This is a genomic window from Kitasatospora indigofera (assembly GCF_014655955.1).
Taxonomy (GTDB): Bacteria; Actinomycetota; Actinomycetes; order Streptomycetales; family Streptomycetaceae; genus Kitasatospora; species Kitasatospora indigofera.
The window spans coordinates 283,671-300,536 of sequence record NZ_BNBO01000003.1 but is presented as its reverse complement, the minus strand read 5'-3'; the positions used below and the strand labels follow the sequence as shown (position 1 = coordinate 300,536).

The 16,866-nt window shown below is 69.7% G+C and carries 15 protein-coding genes; 5 read left to right on the top strand and 10 right to left on the bottom strand.

From position 1 onward, the window contains the following. Nucleotides 1–153 precede the first annotated feature (153 nt). The 3 genes from IE329_RS05030 to IE329_RS05020 all read right to left on the bottom strand — a co-directional run bounded on the left by IE329_RS05030 (nt 154) and on the right by IE329_RS05020 (nt 3,918). On the bottom strand, nt 154–336 hold the full coding sequence (locus IE329_RS05030) for a helix-turn-helix transcriptional regulator (protein ID WP_190209610.1): 183 nt from the start codon (nt 334–336) through the stop codon (nt 154–156). A gap of 996 nt (nt 337–1,332) precedes the next feature. Beyond that, complete coding sequence (locus IE329_RS05025; protein ID WP_190209547.1) at nt 1,333–2,670, bottom strand: YfjI family protein; 1,338 nt, start codon at nt 2,668–2,670, stop codon at nt 1,333–1,335. Between the two features lie 489 nt (nt 2,671–3,159). After that, on the bottom strand, nt 3,160–3,918 hold the full coding sequence (locus IE329_RS05020) for a helix-turn-helix domain-containing protein (protein ID WP_190209546.1): 759 nt from the start codon (nt 3,916–3,918) through the stop codon (nt 3,160–3,162). A gap of 173 nt (nt 3,919–4,091) precedes the next feature. On the opposite strand from IE329_RS05020, the gene IE329_RS05015 reads away from it, so the two are divergent. Together IE329_RS05015 and IE329_RS05010 are read left to right on the top strand one after the other, a co-directional pair. Further along, the gene (locus IE329_RS05015) at nt 4,092–4,460 is read left to right on the top strand and encodes a GntR family transcriptional regulator (protein ID WP_190209545.1); all 369 of its coding nucleotides are present in this window, start codon (nt 4,092–4,094) and stop codon (nt 4,458–4,460) included. A gap of 173 nt (nt 4,461–4,633) precedes the next feature. Further along, a complete protein-coding gene (locus IE329_RS05010; RefSeq protein ID WP_190209544.1) occupies nt 4,634–6,151 on the top strand; it encodes a peptide deformylase in 1,518 nt (505 codons plus the stop codon). Between the two features lie 855 nt (nt 6,152–7,006). Here the strand turns inward: IE329_RS05010 and IE329_RS05005 are convergent. Beyond that, complete coding sequence (locus IE329_RS05005) at nt 7,007–7,261, bottom strand: hypothetical protein (protein WP_190209543.1); 255 nt, start codon at nt 7,259–7,261, stop codon at nt 7,007–7,009. Nucleotides 7,262–7,348: 87 nt separating this feature from the next. Here IE329_RS05005 and IE329_RS05000 point away from each other — a divergent pair, with 87 nt between their 5' ends. Further along, nucleotides 7,349–8,458, top strand: a complete 1,110-nt coding sequence (locus IE329_RS05000) for a hypothetical protein (protein ID WP_190209542.1) — start codon at nt 7,349–7,351, stop codon at nt 8,456–8,458. Nucleotides 8,459–8,704: 246 nt separating this feature from the next. Here the strand turns inward: IE329_RS05000 and IE329_RS04995 are convergent, their stop codons facing one another. From IE329_RS04995 to IE329_RS04980, 4 genes are all read right to left on the bottom strand, one after another. Continuing rightward, nucleotides 8,705–9,865 (bottom strand): Mrp/NBP35 family ATP-binding protein, encoded by a 1,161-nt coding sequence (locus tag IE329_RS04995; RefSeq protein ID WP_073926253.1) that lies wholly within the window; start codon nt 9,863–9,865, stop codon nt 8,705–8,707. A 57-nt stretch (nt 9,866–9,922) separates the two neighbouring features. Further along, entirely contained in the window at nt 9,923–10,447 is a 525-nt protein-coding gene (locus IE329_RS04990) for a DUF1003 domain-containing protein (protein WP_190209609.1), read from the bottom strand. Between the two features lie 100 nt (nt 10,448–10,547). After that, entirely contained in the window at nt 10,548–11,885 is a 1,338-nt protein-coding gene (locus tag IE329_RS04985; RefSeq protein WP_190209541.1) for a magnesium transporter MgtE N-terminal domain-containing protein, read from the bottom strand. Between the two features lie 239 nt (nt 11,886–12,124). Next, nucleotides 12,125–12,685 carry a hypothetical protein gene (locus IE329_RS04980; protein WP_190209540.1) on the bottom strand — a complete coding sequence of 187 codons (561 nt, stop codon included), beginning with the start codon at nt 12,683–12,685 and terminating at the stop codon, nt 12,125–12,127. Nucleotides 12,686–12,843: 158 nt separating this feature from the next. Between IE329_RS04980 and IE329_RS04975 the strand changes: the two genes are divergently transcribed. After that, complete coding sequence (locus IE329_RS04975) at nt 12,844–13,779, top strand: DMT family transporter (RefSeq protein ID WP_190209539.1); 936 nt, start codon at nt 12,844–12,846, stop codon at nt 13,777–13,779. A gap of 111 nt (nt 13,780–13,890) precedes the next feature. On the opposite strand, the gene corA is transcribed toward IE329_RS04975, so the two are convergent. Beyond that, entirely contained in the window at nt 13,891–15,024 is a 1,134-nt protein-coding gene (gene corA / locus IE329_RS04970; RefSeq protein ID WP_073926251.1) for a magnesium/cobalt transporter CorA, read from the bottom strand. A 420-nt stretch (nt 15,025–15,444) separates the two neighbouring features. Between corA and IE329_RS04965 the strand changes: the two genes are divergently transcribed. Next, nucleotides 15,445–16,092: a suppressor of fused domain protein gene (locus IE329_RS04965; RefSeq protein WP_190209538.1), complete on the top strand. Its 648-nt coding sequence runs from the start codon at nt 15,445–15,447 to the stop codon at nt 16,090–16,092. A gap of 33 nt (nt 16,093–16,125) precedes the next feature. Here the strand turns inward: IE329_RS04965 and IE329_RS04960 are convergent, their stop codons facing one another. After that, nucleotides 16,126–16,740 (bottom strand): MarC family protein, encoded by a 615-nt coding sequence (locus IE329_RS04960; RefSeq protein ID WP_190209537.1) that lies wholly within the window; start codon nt 16,738–16,740, stop codon nt 16,126–16,128. Between the last annotated feature and the right edge of the window lie 126 nt (nt 16,741–16,866).

Here is a 16,866-nt window from a genome sequence, read left to right as displayed (position 1 = left end):
GGTCCCAGAGGCCCGGCTTTTTCGCTGACGGCGGGTGATTGGCACGGGCTCTGGGGGCTTGGCCTGGGCGCTGTCGGAGGCGCCCAGGCCAAGCCGGACCGGCACTCTTTGACGTGATGCGGGAAGGGCGGATGCGATGCCCGTTGCGAGCGGTCAGGCGGCCGGTTCCTGCTGGTGGGCGATCCAGGCTTGGACGTCGGCCAGGTCGTAGCGGAGGTGGCGGCCGGCGCGGAAGCCGCGCGGGCCGGTGTGCTTGCGGCGCCACTGGTAGACGGTCTCCACGGACGGCAGGCGCAGGAGGTCGGCCAGCTCCTCGGGCGTGAGGTAGACCGGCAGGGCGGGCTTGGCGCCAGCCTGGGCGGGCCGGCGTTGCGGTTCGTCGGAGGGTCGGAGCGGGATCACCTTGGGCTGGGGCACGGCGTCGCCTTTCTGGCACTGTTGGTGGTGCTCCACGGGGTGCGCGGTGGTGCTCCAGGGGGCAGCCTCGGGCGCTGGGACGGACTGTCGTTCCGGCCCTCGTGACACGGGCCGAGCTGGGCCTTCGCGCGGGCTGTTTGGCGTCCTGGGCGGGGGCTCGAAGTGGCGTGGGCCAGGGTGCGCGGGGTGCGGCCGGCGGCCTGACGGATCGGTCACTGGGCCCCGGTTTCGTCGGGGCCGACCGGCGCTCTGACATGGGCTTTTGTGGGACCCTCACCCCCGCCAGACCCCCGCCAGCCTTGGAAAGCCGCAGGTCACAGCCCCGGCAGTCGTGTCGGGACCGGTGCCGACCGGTGCCGGAAGCGCGCCTGCGGGGCGCCTCCTGGCTGGGGTCTGGCGGCGGTCGGCACTGCGCTGACCTGGGCTTTTATCGACCCTGGCGGGGGTCTGGCGGGGGTGTAAATCGAGATGGAGCGGACTGGCGGGGCCGGTGGCGTGGGGGGCGGGGGCTTGGTGGTGAGCGGGCGACGGGCTCCGGGGTGTCCGGTTCGCTGGGCGGCTCGGATGCGCTGGGGGTGGTTGCTGGCATGGGTGCCGTCCGTTCGGTGGCTTGGGGATGGTCCGGAAAGGCCGAAAAGGCCGGAAAGGGCTTTGAACTGGGGTTTTGGCTGGCGGAAAGTGGTCCGCGATGGTCCGGAAAGGGGTCCGGTATGGGTCCGGTGGTGGTGGGGCGGGGGCTTCGCGGACCATTTCGGACCGCTTTCCGCCGAGCGTTTGTGCAGGTGGGAGGGCTTTCCGACCTTTGCGGGCTTTCCGGCCCCGGTCCGGAAAGGCGGGGGGATGAAGAGACCACCCCCGCCCCGCCCGGGGGAGGGGTGGCTTCTTCCTCCCGTGCGGGGCTGGCCGGGCTGTCGGTCAGTCGGGCGGGGCGTAGAGGTAGACCGTGGTGTGCCTGCCACCGTTGGGGACCTGGGCGGCGGCGAAGCCGGGCAGCTGGCAGAGCCGGGCGGTCAACTCGCCCCGCTGGGTGGCGTTCTGGCGCTTGAACATGACCTGCACCTCGGACTGGGTGAGCCCGCCGGGTGCGGCGGTCTTCACGGCGGCGGCCAGCTTGTCGAGGTTTGGGTCTCCGGTGCCGCCGGCGGCCGGTCCGAGGATGTGGGCGGCGCTGGCGCGGGCGTATCGGATGAGCGCCCATGAGGCCCGCAGGTGCTGCTCCTGGATGCGGTCGCTGTTGTCGAGGAGGGCGTAGACCATGGCGGCGCGCTTGGCGTAGGGGGCGGCGCGGGCCGTGAACTCGGCGAGGGGCCCGTCGTCGTCATCGGCGCCGGACAGGGCCGGGTAGACCTCTTCGCGCCAGAGCTGTCCGGCCGCGTCGGTGAGCTTGACCTCCCCGACCTGGCGGGCGTCGGTGAGCACGGTCCGCCATGTATTGGCCAGGGTGTTGACCAGGTGCTCGGGGGCGCCGGTGGCATCGGGCAGGGACAGGTTGCGGTGGACGAACACCGGCAGGAACCGGTTGTAGGTGCCCCCGGCAAGCTCGGAGTCCTGCATCTTGGCGCGTAGCTCACGGGGGGAGATGTGCCCGATCAGGGCGATGTGCGGGGCAGTGGAGCGCATCGCCTCACGGTTCATCACGCCCAGGTCCTCGCCGTTCCACGCCTGCCGCAGCACCCCGCCCAGGGATGAGCCCTCGCGGCGGGCACGGGCCATGGTGATGCCGTACTCCGACTCCACCACCCACAGCCGCTTGTCCACGACGCCCTCACCGCCCTTCGCGGCCTTACCGGGCTTCGGGTCGGGGTCGCCGTCGCGCACGGCCTCGATCAGGCCTTCCCCGGAGGACAGGCCGGAGGGCATGTGGTTGGCGACGAACTGCGGGTCGGCGGCCTTGAACAGCCGCTTGACGGTGTTGCTGGCTGCGCCCTTGCGGCCGGCGGCGGTGGCTCCGACGGTCAGGGCCCAGATGAGGGCGGGGTGGCGGTCGTTGCCGATCCACAGGAACGGGCCGGGGCCGATGATGGCTCCGCCGGCGGACAGCAGGTTCACCAGGATGGCGACGGGGTCGGCTTCGGTGGTCGGGTCCAGGTCCCGGACGGTCTGTCCGACCCAGCCGGTGAACACGTCCGGGTCTGGCACCGGGCCGGGCCGTGCGGGGCGCTCGGCGTCGGGCTGGGGGTCGTAGAGCGGGTTCGCCGCCCGGGTTGGTCGGACGTCGTCGGGGGCGGCCGTGTGCTGGGTTTCGACGGTCATCGGGGGGATCTCCGGCTGCTAGGCGGAAGGGTGCTCGGTCGGCTGCGGGGCTGGTGGGTCGCGCATCGGTCGGTGTCTCCGGTCGGGTGCGATGGTCGGGTGCCGATCGGGGGGAAGGGCGCTTCTCCGGGACGGGCAGTGGCCAAGGAACCGCGGAACGGCCTGTCGTGGCAGATCAGAGGGCGACCGTTGAGACCTGCTGCCCGGCCGGAGAAGCGCTGTTGTCGGTGACCGGATCGGGCAGGGCGGTCGGCCGACTGACCGGCACCGGTGGGCACCCTCTCTTTGCTGATCAGCAAAGAGAGGAGGTGGTCGGTCCGGTGGGCGCCCACCGCACAGTCGGTGGGCAGTCGGGTGGGCAGTCGGTGCCCACCACCGCCCCGGCGGGCGGTCGATCAGGGCGACCGGCCGGAGGCGGGTAAAGCGCTTCTCCGCCTCCTTGGCGCCCACCGGTGGGCAGGTGGCCGCTCACCAGGTGCTCACCGATGCTCAGGCGGTGGTCAGGCGCCTGGGGGAGATGTGGGGGATGGCGGTGCTGAAGACGTGGTCCACGCCGGTCAGGTAGGCGGCCGTCAGGGGTGCGGTCTCCAGCCGGTGCAGGTGCAGGACCGGCGCCGCGGCGGCCGGGCAGCCGTCCACCTTCGGCATGACCAACAGGTGGTCGTCCGCCCGGATCACGTCATTGGCCAGGCCCGCGTGCCGGGCCAGCCGCACACCGGACCGGCCGTGCAGGTCGGCGAAGAGGTCTTCGACCAGCAGCAGCCGGGTGGCTTCGGCCTGGGTGGGGGCGGTGCTCGGGTCGGGCAGGGCCAGGCGCACCCGCGCGCCGGCCGCGGCGCGTTCGGTGAGGATCCGATTCAGGTCGGGGGCGGTGTCGGCGAGGAACAGCCCGCAGGTCACCGCGATGTCGATTCGGTCGGTCGCGGTGAGCATTGCGCGGGTCCAGAGATCGCCGGGCACCGCGCTGCGGGTCGGGAACCAGGTGAGGAGTTCGTCCCGGGGCGCGGGGGTGGCCTTGTGGCGGCTGCCGAGGGTCGGCCACAGCTCGTAGGGGTCGGTGTGCAGGAGCTTGGCGGTGGCCAAGGCGTGACGGGCGTACGGGGTGCGGCTGGGCTCGTTAAGCCACCGCTCCACCGTGCGCGGGTCCATGCCGATGGCCCGGGCCAGGGACTCGACTGTGTGCTCGGAGGCCGTCAGGGCGGAGCGCAGACGGGCGTTGCCGTGCAGGGTGGTGGCGGTTGCAGGCATGATGGAACTCCCTTCATTGGGGCGTGGAGCGGCGTGCTGACTTGGCGGAAAGGCGCCGCTCCACAGACTTCCGTGGGGCTTCCTTCTGACACCTATGCTGACCTAGGTGTATCAACGTGTCAACTGGATCGGCCTAGGTGTGTTAGGTCGTGGCAGCGGATAGGCTGAACGGCATGACTGTCTCCAGCGATGACGACCGCGCCCCCTACGTCCAGGTCGCTGACGCGCTCCGTGACGAGATCAGCTCCGGCGCACTTCAGCCCGGCCAGAAGCTGCCATCTGCAAGGCAGTTGGCCGACCGCTTTGGCGTGGCTGTCATGACGGCATCCAGCGGGGTGCGGGTGCTCCGGGAGGAAGGCTTGGTCTACTCGACCCAAGGGCGCGGCACGTTCGTCCGCCGGCCTGGCGAGGACGCAGCAGCTGCCAGCATCCCCGCGAACCGCGGACTGGCCGGCCGGGTCGAGGAGCTTGAGTCGCAGGTGGAGACCCTGACCGAGCGGCTGGACGCTTTGGAGACGCTGCTCGGCAGTCGAGAGGGGTAGCCGAAGCTGTGCCAGGGGGTGGAGCGACGCTTCACGGCTCGCATGGTGACTCCCTTTCAGCTCTGTGGCTTCCTTCTGGCAGAGTCAGCAAAGCCCATGCCAGGGCAGTGATTACAGGCTGAGAGTCGATCACTCACAGGTCACTCACAGGCACAGTTCTCAGGGGGGACGAGATGCCAAGCGAGACGCCGGGAGCAGAGCCATTCATCGCAGAGTTGAAGCGCTGGAGGGACGTACGGGGCCTGTCACAGTCAGCGTTGGCCAAGGCGGTCGGCTACACGCCGTCCTACGTCTCGAAGGTGGAGAGCGGTCACCAGAAGCCGTCCGCCCCCTTCGCCGAGCAGGCTGACCGGGTGCTGCACGCTGGCGGAGCGCTCCGTCGAGCATTCAGGGAGATTGAGCAACCCGCCCGGCTCGAAGCGGCGGGCCTTCATCCTGCGGATCCGGATGCTGTGGCAGGTGACAACCAAGCCACGAGCGTCATCGTGAAGCACGACGATGCCGAGCTGTACTACGACGGCCGCACTTACCGTGCCACCCAGCGACGCCTGCTCTACAACGCGAGTCCGGACCCAATCGCCCGATACTTGATCCGCATCTCGGTCGACCGCTACCCAGGTAGCCCCGAGCGCTCGAACCGCCTCTACCGGGAAAACCCGCTCACCTGGGAGGAGATCGACCTCAGCGCGCGGGTGGGCAATGAGCCGGTTGGCTGGCGAGTCCAACACGACCGGGATGCTTTCAAGGAACTCTGGCTGCTGTTCGAGAACAGCTACGGCCGCTACCCGCTCTACCCGGGAGAGAGCACCTGGATCGAGTACTCCTACACCGTCAGCGACGACAAGTGGGGTACCTGGTTTCAGCGCGCCGTGCGGCTGCCTACGGAGCGCCTGAGCGTCCGGCTCAACTTCCCCGCCGAGCTGGACCCCGCTGTGTGGGGCACTGAGACGACCATGACCGCCGCCGCCTTCCCGTTCCGAACAGCGATCCACAAGGCTCCCACCGAGGACCGACAGGTCTTCTCGTGGACGACCGACGACCCGCCATTGCACGCTCGCTATCGCCTGGAGTGGAAGTTCCGGGCCCGGCCCAACCCTGAGGAGACTGCGCCCGTGTCCGCCAACACTGCCAGCGAGAAGATGCGATCGATCGGAGTGGTCCAGGCCGGTGACCCGATCCTTACAGGGCGAGCCCGCGCGTTCGACCTTCCGGCGGAAGCAGAGGACGTGAGGAGGGTCGTTGCAGAGCTCAACGCGGCCGCCGAGCGGGCAGCGGGCATCCACAACTTCAGCAAGGGGATGGGCGTGGCCGCTCCCCAGATTGGGATCGACCGCGCCGCTGCCATCGTGCGCACCGCTGCCGGCGAAACGCTGACCTTGCTGAACCCCCAGGTGATCGAGGAGTCCGCTGAGACGGACGAGCACTACGAGGGGTGCTGGAGCTTCTTCGACGTCCGCGGCATGGTGCCGCGCCCGCGGGCCATCACTGTCGAACATCAGGACATCGGTGGCGAGCGCCGAATCACCATCTTTGAGGATGCCGTGGCTCGCCTTGTCGCACATGAGATTGACCACTTGGAGGGGGCTCTCTACACCGCGCGCATGCGCCCCGGCGTCGAACCCATCCCCGTCTCTGAGTATCGCGGTACAGGTCGGAACTGGAGCTACGACAGCAAGCCAACGGATCGCTAGACCGGATGGCCAGGGCTGTCATGAGTTTCGCTACTTGATCAAGGGGAGTGCAGGGCACCATCGTGCGGCCCTGGCCGCTCTTTGACACTCCTGCCTTTGCCCCGCTTCGGCGGCGCCCAGGCCAGGCTGGCGGCTGGATGGCAGAAGAGCGCAAAGCCCAGAGCCCGCCGGGACTGAGGGCGGGGCGGCTCACCTACCAGGACCGGGACCCGCACGAGCAAGACCGGGGGCACTCGGCCATTGCGGTCAGGCTTAGAAGTCCCGATCGAGTCGCAACTGCTTAGGCCCCCCGATCATGCTCGGCCCCAGACCAGACAGGGCGCCAGCCAAAAGGCTCCACCACCCCGGAGCGCCTGCTTCCGGAAACCTGGTGACTCTCGGCTACGGGGTGGTCTACTCTCGCGAGAAGAGCGGAAGGGGTGAGCTATGACGGCGCACAATGACATGGCTAAGGAAGCGGAGCGTCTAAAAAGGCTCGTCGCTGGCGATCCTGCCGCGGCTACCGGTGGCCCGTACCTCGCAATATCCGCCACGAATAAAGCCATCTTCTCTGGAACCGCAGTCGAGGTGCTGGGGCATAGGTATTTGCGGCGCCCTTCGGGTCTCATTGTTCCAGAATCAGTAGCACCTGGACCCGCCCCGATCGACCTCGTGGCCACCTACATTACTCACGGCGAGATCACGGGTGAGCGTTCTGACGTCTCGGCGATTTTTGCAACTTTGAAGTCAGCTAACCTCGGTCAAGTGCTTAAGTTTACGGCGCACTGGCTGGCGCGATGCACCCTTTCCTCGGGGAGTCGGCTTGAGCTTGACCGTGCATACATTGAAGAATTCTTCCACGGAGACCGAAAGGTCCTAGCTGGTTCGCTCCTTCAGAATGGCCGCGTCGTTGTTGTTCCGCAGCTTCTTCACGTGCTTTGCAAGCTTGCGATCCTCTTCTGTCCAGCTGACGGTGAAGAACTCCCGAAGGAAATCCTTGGCCTGCTCCCCCTCGGAGTAGGCGATCACATGGCAAGCGGATTTGGCGAGGACGCCGAGGGATCCGTTCACTCGGATGGAATCCCCGGTCACCTGGCGCGAGAGTTGATTAGCAATCAGCACTTCAATCATCCTCAGGACATTGCCTCCTCCATGGGGCGGTTTACTCGGCGGTGGAGGGAGCTCTCTTCCGAAAATCCGCATCCCACTCTGGGGTCGATGGAAGATCTTTTCCATAGCTCGACAAGCGTCACCTTTGATGAGCTTGAGGTGGTTGTAATTGCGCTCTATGCCACTCTGCAGGCAAGTTTTGAGCCATTTTTCCAGGAATCGTTTTTTGGCGGCCTAGGAATCCCAAAGGAGCGGGCCCTTGCGGCTCTCGGGGTTATCTCATGCAGTCTCCCGCAGATGAAGGTCGAAATCGCTAAAGATCATCAAGGTCTCGGCGGAGGGTTTGCATGGTCGATCGGTCCGTTTGAGCAGTATCCGGTTATTTGGGCAGACGATGCGATCGCCGTCATCGACCCCAAGCTTTTGATTAATAGAATTTTTGGATGGCTTCCTTTCTTTGATGTCCAGTCTCGCCTTTCTGGCAAGCGGCGTGGGCAATTCAGGGACTATGCTGGCCGAATCAGTGAAATGTATGCGCTGGAAGTTGTGGCATCCATCGCGCCTGATCATCTGGGGAAGCGCATCTATACCGAGGATGAACTCCGGGCTGCATATGGTGCGGACATCAAAGTAGTCGATGCCGTTATTGACTATGGCGATTCGTGGGTGGTCCTTGATGTTTCGACCAGGCAGCTTATGCGAGGGTCTGTCGCTGGGACATCTGCCGAAGATGTAAAAAAGGATTTGGATGCTCTTGCGGTTAAGAAAGCCCATCAGATCCAATCTACGATCAACTGCCTTCGAGCTGATGAGAGCAGGCTCACTGGTTACCCTGCGGCGCCTGGCCGTCGGTATTATCCGGTGGTTGTGGCGAGTGAAGGGTTTCCAGTAAGCCCGGTTACAAGTCTCATGGTTGAGGATGCTCTTCGCAATGAGGGAGTGCTGCAGGCCGGTGATGTCGCGCCTCTCCAGATCGTAGATACCGTAGATCTGGAGTTGATTGAGTCGCTCGAAGAAAGCGGCAAGTCAACGTTCAATCGGATCCTGCATGATAAGCCGCAGGCAAATCTTTCCCGAATGTCAATTCGAGACTTCGTACTGGTTGAATGTGGACTCAGGTTTGAGAGGCCGAGGCGCATGGAGGCGCTCTGGAAGAAGCCATTCTCTAGGGTAATGAAGGCCGCATTTCCTGGTAGCGATCAATCAATTATTGAATGATCGTTTCGCGGCGCCTATTGGTAGCTAGCCGCAAAGGGTAGTCGGCCTCTACGCGGGCGAGCGTCCCGTTCTTCCAAATACGTTCTCGCGGGATGGCAACACAGACGGCCCCGGGCGGTGAGTCCCGGGGCCGTGTCTGGGCCGTGCGAGGTCTACCAGGGTCGACCAACGTCGACAACCAGCGACAGCGAACGGGCTGGTCAGCGAGTCGGGGAGTACCCCGCCGCTGACCAGCCCGCTACCCGATCAGAACTTGTTCTTCGGCGTGAGCCCCAGCGAGAGCCCGGACAGGCCGCGCTGGCGGCCGCCCAGCTTGCCGGCGACGGAGCGCAGGGCGGCGCCGGCCGGGGAGTCGGGGGCCGCGAGGACGACCGGGGTGCCGTCGTCGCCGCCCTCGCGCAGGCGGACGTCGATCGGGATCGAGCCGAGGACGGGGACGGTCGCGCCGACCGAGCGGGTCAGCGCGTCGGCGACGGTCTGGCCGCCGCCGGTGCCGAAGACGTCGATCATCTCGTCGCAGTGCGGGCACGGCATGCCGGACATGTTCTCGATCACGCCGACGATCTTCTGGTGGGTCTGCAGCGCGATGGTGCCGGCCCGCTCGGCGACCTCGGCGGCGGCCATCTGCGGGGTGGTGACGATCAGGATCTCGGCGTTCGGCACCAGCTGGGCCACCGAGATCGCGATGTCGCCGGTGCCCGGCGGCAGGTCGAGCAGCAGGACGTCCAGGTCGCCCCAGTACACGTCGGCCAGGAACTGCTGGAGCGCGCGGTGCAGCATCGGGCCGCGCCAGACGACCGGGGCGTTGCCCGGGGTGAACATGCCGATCGAGATCACCTTCACGCCGTGCGAGGACGGCGGCATGATCATGTCCTGGACCTGGGTGGGACGGCCCTCGACACCCAGCATCCGCGGCACGCTGTGGCCGTAGATGTCGGCGTCGACCACCGCGACCTTGAGGCCGTCGGCGGCCATCGCGGCGGCCAGGTTGACCGTCACCGAGGACTTGCCGACGCCGCCCTTGCCGGACGCGACCGCGTACACCCGGGTCAGGGTGCCCGGCTTGGCGAACGGGATCTCCCGCTCGGGGGCGCCGCCCCGCAGCAGGGTGGAGAGCTCCTTGCGCTGCTCGTCGCTCATCACGTCGAGTTCGACCTCGACCGCGGTGACGCCGGGCACGGCGGCGACCGCCTCGGTCACCCGGGTGGTGATGGTCTCGCGCATCGGACAGCCGGAGACGGTCAGGTAGACCGCGACGCGGACCGCGCCGTCCTCGGCGATCTCGACCGATTTCACCATGCCGATCTCGGTGATCGGTCGGTTGATCTCCGGGTCGTTCACGGTTGCCAGCGCCGCCCGTACGGACTCGTCCGTGACGCCGGCCGCAACCTCTGTCTCGTTGGCCATGCCTTGATGGTACGGCGCGCCGCGGCGGCGCCCGACTCGTCGGTGGCGTGCCACCGGTCACAGCAGTTCGGAGGGCTCCCGGCGCTCGTCGATCTCCTTGAGCAGCGACTGCAGCTCGGAGCGGATGAAGTCGCGGGTGGCGACCTCGCCGAGGCCCTGGCGCAGGGCAGCCACCTCGCGGGTGAGGTACTCGGTGTCGGCGATGTTGCGCTCGCTGCGGGCCCGGTCCTGCTCCATGTTGACGCGGTCGCGGTCGTCCTGGCGGTTCTGCGCCAGCAGGATCAGCGGCGCCGCGTAGGAGGCCTGCAGCGAGAGCATCAGGGTGAGGAAGATGAACGGGTAGTCGTCGAAGCGCCAGGCGACCGGCCCCACCGTGTTCCAGCCGACCCAGACGATGACCACCACCGTCATCCAGACGATGAACCGGCCGGTGCCGAGGAAGCGCGCGATCCGCTCGGAGAGCTTGCCGAACGCCTCCGGGTCGTACGCGGGCAGGGTGATCAGGCCGGGCCGGGCGGTCCGCGGCTGGTCCAGCCGGCTGCGTGCCGTGGTGCCGCTGCTGCCGCTCTCGGTGCGCTGCATCCGGCTGCCTTCCCGGGCGCGCTTCTCGCGCAGCTGGCGCAGGTGCCGGAGCTCGCCCTGGAGGCGCTGGCGCGGTGTGTCCTCCCGTCGGCCCTTGCGGTCAGCGTCCACCGGTGGCCTGCCTCTCGTGGTCCCGGCCGCCGTACGTCCCGTCGACGTGGGCGCCGCCGTACGTCCCGTCGTCGTCGGGGGTGTGCAGGGCGGCGTCGCGCCAGTCGTCCGGCAGCAGGTGGTCCAGCACGTCGTCGACGGTGACCGCGCCCAGCAGGTGGTCCGACTCGTCGACCACCGGGGCGGCGACCATGTTGTACGTCGCCAGGTAGCTGGTGATGAGGGACAGCGGCGTGTCCGGCGGCAGCGGGTCCAGGTCGTCGTCCACCAGCGAGCCGACCAGGGTGTACGGGGGCTCGCGGAGCAGCCGCTGGAAGTGCACGGTGCCCAGGTACTTGCCGGTCGGGGTCTCGCTCGGCGCCCGGCAGACGAAGACCTGCGCGGCCAGGGCCGGCTTGTTGTCGGCGATCCGCACCAGCGCGAGGGCCTCGGCGACGGTGGCGTCCGGCTCCAGCACGATCGGCTCGGTGGTCATCAGACCGCCGGCGGTGTTCTCCTCGTACGTCAGCAGCCGGCGCACCGGGGCGGCCTCGTCCGGCTCCATCAGCTGGAGCAGCCGCTCGGCCTCCTCGCCGGGCAGCTCGGACAGCAGGTCGGCGGCGTCGTCCGGGTCCATCGCCTCCAGCACGTCGGCGGCCCGCTCGTCCTTCAGCTTGCCGATGATCTCGACCTGGTCGTCCTCCGGGAGCTCCTCCAGGACGTCGGCCAGCCGCTCGTCGTCGAGCGCGGCGGCCACCTCGGCGCGGCGCTTGGCGGACAGGTGGTGCATCACGTTGGCGAGGTCGGCCGGGCGGAGCTGGTCGAAGGTGGCGAGCAGGTTGGCGGCGCCCTGGTCCTCCTCGGCGAGCGAGAAGCCGGTGACGTCGTGCCAGTCCAGGGTGAGGGTCTCGCCCTTGGCCTTGCGCAGCCGGCTCGGCCGGCCGACCTGGACGAAGACCTTGCTGATCTCCCACTCGCGGACCCGGGTCTGCACCATCGCCACGTCCAGGACGGTGACCTCCTCCTGCGTCCTGGTGCGCACCACGCGGCGGTCCAGCAGTTCGGCGAGGACGAGGGTCTCGGAGGGGCGCTGTTCGAAGCGGCGCATGTTGATCACGCCGGTGGTGAGCACCTGGCCGGACTCCAGGCTGGTGATCCGGGTCATCGGCAGGAAGATCCGGCGCCGGCCGACCACCTCCACGACCAGTCCGAGGACCCGGGGCGGCCGTCCGCCGATCCGCAGCGAGACCACCACGTCCCGGACCCTGCCGACCTGGTCGGCGTTGGGGTCGAAGACCGCCACGCCCGCGAGGTGGGAGATGAAGACCCGGCTGCCTGCCCCTGCCATGGCTCCTCGACTCCCTCGCTGCCCGTGCGGCGCCCGCCCTGACGCCCGCGGCCAAGGCTACCCGGGCGGGCGGGGCGCAGCCCGCCGAGCCACGGCCCGGTGGTGACGGCCCGGTGGAGCCGGTCCGGCGGCGGCCGTGCGGTGCCGGCTGTGCGGCGGTGACGGCCCGGCTCCGGCCGGCGCGGGCTCCGGCCGGGTGATGACGGCGCGCCACGCCGGGACGGCAGCCCGCCGGCGGGTCAGCGCCCCCGGCGCCGGAGCAGCAGCTTGGGCAGGCCGGCCGGCATCGGCAGCCGGGTGGTGACGGGCGAGGGCATCGGCGCGGCCGCCAGCGAGCCCTCCGGCATCGAGCCGGGCTGCTCGGTGAGTTGCCGCCCCTCGGCGCCGGCCGGCTCCAGCCGCAGCACCCGGCACTCGCGGGCCCAGCGGTCGGTGACGGTGTCGGTGTCGGGGGCGTTCAACCGCTTGCCCTTGAGCTCCTCCACGGCGCCGAGCCAGCCCTCGCTGCCGGGCGTCAGTTCGGTGACCCGGGCGGTCCAGCCGGTGAGCCGGCCCCACTTGTCCTTGCTGCGGACGGTCACCTCGGCGGCGCCGCCGGCGGTGAGCCCGTGCAGCGGCTGCTCGCCGCCGTCGCCGACCACGACCACGGCGCCGTCGTACCAGGCGTGCCACAGGGCCCGGCTCTGCCGCTCCCCGTCGGCGCGGACCCAGAGCAGCCCGGACTTCTTCGCGGCCTCCTCCAGGAGGGCCCGGTCCAGGAAGTCGGCGGCGGTCGCGGCGGCGGCAGGCGTGCGGTCCATGGCCGACAGCGTACGGCCTGCTGCCCGCCGGGTGTCTCAGCGGTCAGGACGACAGTTCCGTCCGCCAGGAAGGGGCCTTACCGTAGTGACGTCCGGCCGACCGCCGGCCCCGTCACCCGCGACCACCCGCCGCGCGGCCCGACCACCAGAGGAGAGCCGTGCCAGCCGTCCGGTCCGACGCCGCCGACACCGCCGTTCCCGTCACCACCGGCACCGGGCCGGCCCCGCACGCCCTGCCCCGGACCGACCTGCTGCTGCTCGCCGTCTCCATCGGCGGCATCTCGCTCTCCGCCCCGCTGATCAGCGCCACCGCCGCGCCCGCCCTGGCAATCGCGCTGTGGCGCAACGTGATGTCGGTCGGCGTGCTGGGCCCGTACGCGCTGCTGCGCCACCGGGCCGAGCTGCGGGGGATCGGCCGCCGGGCCCTGCTGCTCGCGATGGCGGCGGGGGCGCTGCTGGCGGTGCACTTCGCACTCTGGATGCCCAGCCTGCGGATGACCTCGGTGGCCTCGGCGACGGCGCTGGTGACCACCACGCCGCTCTGGACGATCCTGCTGATGCGGGTGTTCGGGGTCCGCGCGCCGCGCCTGGTGTGGGCGGGCATGTGCGTGGCCTTCGCGGGCGTCCTGGTGCTCACCGGCGTCGACCTCTCGCTCTCCCCGCGGGCGCTGCTCGGCGACGCGCTGGCGCTCGGCGCGGGGCTGGCCGCGGCCGGGTACGTGCTGCTCGGCGCGGAGGTCCGCAAGAGCGTCAGCACGACCGCGTACACGCTGGTCTGCTACGCCACCACCTCGGTCGTCCTGCTGGCGATCTGCCTGGTGGCGGGGACCCCGCTGGCCGGCTGGTCCGGCGGGGTCTGGTGGCAGATCGTGGCGCTGATGGTCAGTGCGCAGCTGCTCGGCCACTCGCTGAGCAACCGGGTGGTGAACACCCTGGGCCCGTCCGTGACGTCCACCGCGATCCTGCTGGAGACGCCGGGCGCCGCGCTGATCGCGGCGCTCTGGCTGGGCCAGTGGCCGCCGGTGGCCGCCTACCCGGCGGTCGCGCTGATCCTGCTGGGGCTCGTCCTGGTGGCCCGCGGCGGCCGCCGCTGAGCCCTGCGCGCCGGGCCGCCGGAGGGCCCGCGCGCTGCCGCCGTCGCGCCGGTCACCCGGGCGCGGCAGCTCCGCGCCCGGCACCGGCGGACGGAGCGCCGCCGGCCGCGGCTACAGCCAGCCGTTGCGGCGGAAGCCCCGGTACATCCCGACGCAGATGGTCGCCACGCCGAGCAGCACCATCGGATAGCCGTACTTGTGGTGCAGCTCGGGCATGTAGTCGAAGTTCATCCCGTACACGCCGGTGATCATGGTGGGCACGGCGAAGATGGCCGCCCAGGCGGTGATCTTGCGCATGTCCTCGTTCTGCGCAACGGAGACCTGCGCCAGGTTGGCCTGGAGCAGCGAGTTCAGCAGTTCGTCGAAGCCGTGCACCTGCTCGGTCACCCGGGCCAGGTGGTCGGCGACGTCCCGGAAGTACTTCTGGATGTCCGGGTCGACCAGCCGCTGGAGCGGCTCGGAGAGCTGCTGCATCGGCCGCAGCAGCGGGGTCACCGCCCGCTTGAACTCCAGCACCTCGCGCTTGAGCTGGTAGACCCGGCCGACGTCGGTGCCCTTGCCGCCCTTGTTGGCGAAGACGTCGAACTCGATCTCGTCCACGTCGCTCTGCAGCCGGTTGGCGACCTCCAGGTAGTTGTCCACCACGTGGTCGGCGATCGCGTGCAGCACGGCGGACGGGCCCTTGGCGAGCAGTGCGGTGCCGTCCGCGCCGTCGACGTCCTGCTCCATCCGGCGCCGCAGCTCCTGCAGCGAGCTGTGCCCGCCGTGCCGGACGGTGATCACGAAGTCCTGGCCGGCGAAGACCATCAGCTCGCCGGTGTCGACCACCTCGCTGGTCGGGGTGAGCTGGTCGTGCTCGACGTAGCGGATGGTCTTGAACACGGCGAACAGCACGTCGTCGTAGCGCTCGACCTTGGGGCGCTGGTGGGCGTGCACCGCGTCCTCGACGGCCAGCGGGTGCAGGCCGAAGCGCTGCGCGATGCCCTCGAACTCGGCCTCGGTCGGCTCGTGCAGCCCGATCCAGCTGAACGAACCCGGGGTGCCCTGGAGCTGCTTGGCGGCCTTGACCCGGCGGGCGGCCTCGCGGGGGCTGCAGGTCTCGCCGTGCCGCTTGCCGTCCTGGTAGACCGCGCAGTCGACGACCGCCGAGGGCGACTGGCCGGGGTGGATCGAGTCGTACGCGTCGTCGCCCGGGCGGCGGCGGTGCGGGCGGACGGCGGCGCGCAGGTTGTTGATCATCGACATGGCAGGCTCCTTGGGCAGGAGCCGTCGCACGGCGGCACGTCGGAGGGGCCGTGGTGCGGCGGCGAGGAACACCGATGGAATCCGGTGCCTGCGGTCGGCCCTCGGCCTTGCTGGGGCGCGATGCGGGACGACGAGGCTCCGGGGAGGGTGCTCTCCCGGCCCGATGTGACGCCGCCTCAGTCACCTCGGCAGGCGCAGCTGTTTCAGCTGGAGAGGTGAGGGGTACGGGGAAGGCGTCCGGGCCGGGTAGAGCTGCCGGTACTGCATGGTCGGCTGGTATCCACCGCAACCACCTCCTTCACGCCGCTGCCCCGGGCGACAGAAGTCCCCGGTGGTCAGCTGCTCACATTAACAGCTGACCGGGCCCGGCCGCTGGGGTGTTCACGGGCCGGTTCCCGGGGGCGGGTTACGCTCACCGGCATGGCGCACGACTTCCCGCTCTTCGGCGACCCGTCCAGTGACCCGCACGGCCCCGGCCGGCACACCCGCGAGGCCGTGCTGGCCGCCGTCGAGGCCCGGCTGCTGACCACCTTCGGCGAGCCGAGCGGCCGGGCGGCGGTGACCTTCCTCGGCACCGACCGGATCGAGGTGCTGCGCTTCGGCCCGGACACCGAGGGGCTGGTCCGCTACGCCACCCTCGGCATGGCCGCGACGCCGATGGCGGACCCGACCGCGGTGGTCGCCGACCCGGTGCGCGGCCCCCGCGCGGAGCTGGTGCTGACCGTCCGGGGCGGGCGCGACGACGTCCTCAGGACACTGGCCACCTTCGCGGCGACGCCGCAGGTGGAGGGCCTGGTGGTGGCGCCCGGCGGTTCGCTGGACCTCGGCTCCCCGCTCTGGGCGGGCGCGCCGTTCACCTCGGTGCTGGCCGCCGAGCCGGGCGGGCTGGTGCCGGACCTGGAGCTCGACGAGCCGGCCGATCCGGTGCGGTTCCTGCCGCTGCTGCCGATGACGCCCAACGAGGCCGGCTGGAAGCGGGTGCACGGCGCGGCCGCCCTGGAGGAGCTCTGGCTGCGGCACGGGACCGACCTGCGGGACCCGCTGCGCCGCGCCGTCCCGCTGGACTGAACCCGCCCCGGCGCGGGCCCCGCCCGGGCGCCGTCAGCCGTGGTCGGCGATGAACCCGAAGACGCCGTCGGCGGTCAGCTGGACGGCGATCGCGGAGAGCAGCAGGCCCGACAGCCGCGTGATCAACACCACACCGCCCTCCTTGATGACGGTGATGATGAGCAGCGAGAAGCGCATCGTCAGCCACATCACCACGTGCATGGCGACGATGGCGCACCAGACCGCGAGCTCCTGCCCGCCGGTGTCCGCGGCCTGGACGGCGAGGATGACGGCCACGATCGCGCCCGGGCCGGCCAGCAGCGGCGTGCCCAGCGGGACGAGGGCGACGTTCACCTCCTTGGTCTGCGTCGGCTCCTCGATCTTGCCGGTCAGCAGGTCGAGGGCGATCAGCAGCAGCAGGATGCCGCCGGACACCTGCAGCGCGGGGACGGAGACGTGCAGGTAGTCCAGGATCTGCCGGCCGAACAGGCCGAAGGCGGTGATCACGCCGAGCGCCACGGCGGCGGCCTGCCAGGCCATCCGGCGGCGGACCTTGTGGGCCCGGCCGGAGGTCAGCGCCAGGAAGATCGGGATGGTGCCCGGCGGGTCCATGATCACGAAGAGGGTGACGAACAACGACCCGAACGTCGTGACGTCGAAGAAGCTCATGCCCGAATTGTCCGATTGTGGAACGTCCGTTGCACCCCCGGGCCCTGACGGCGCGCGGGCGGATCTCGGTGGGCGGATCTCGCGCGGGCGCGTGGGGGTGCGGGCGGGCGGGCGCCGCCAGGGACG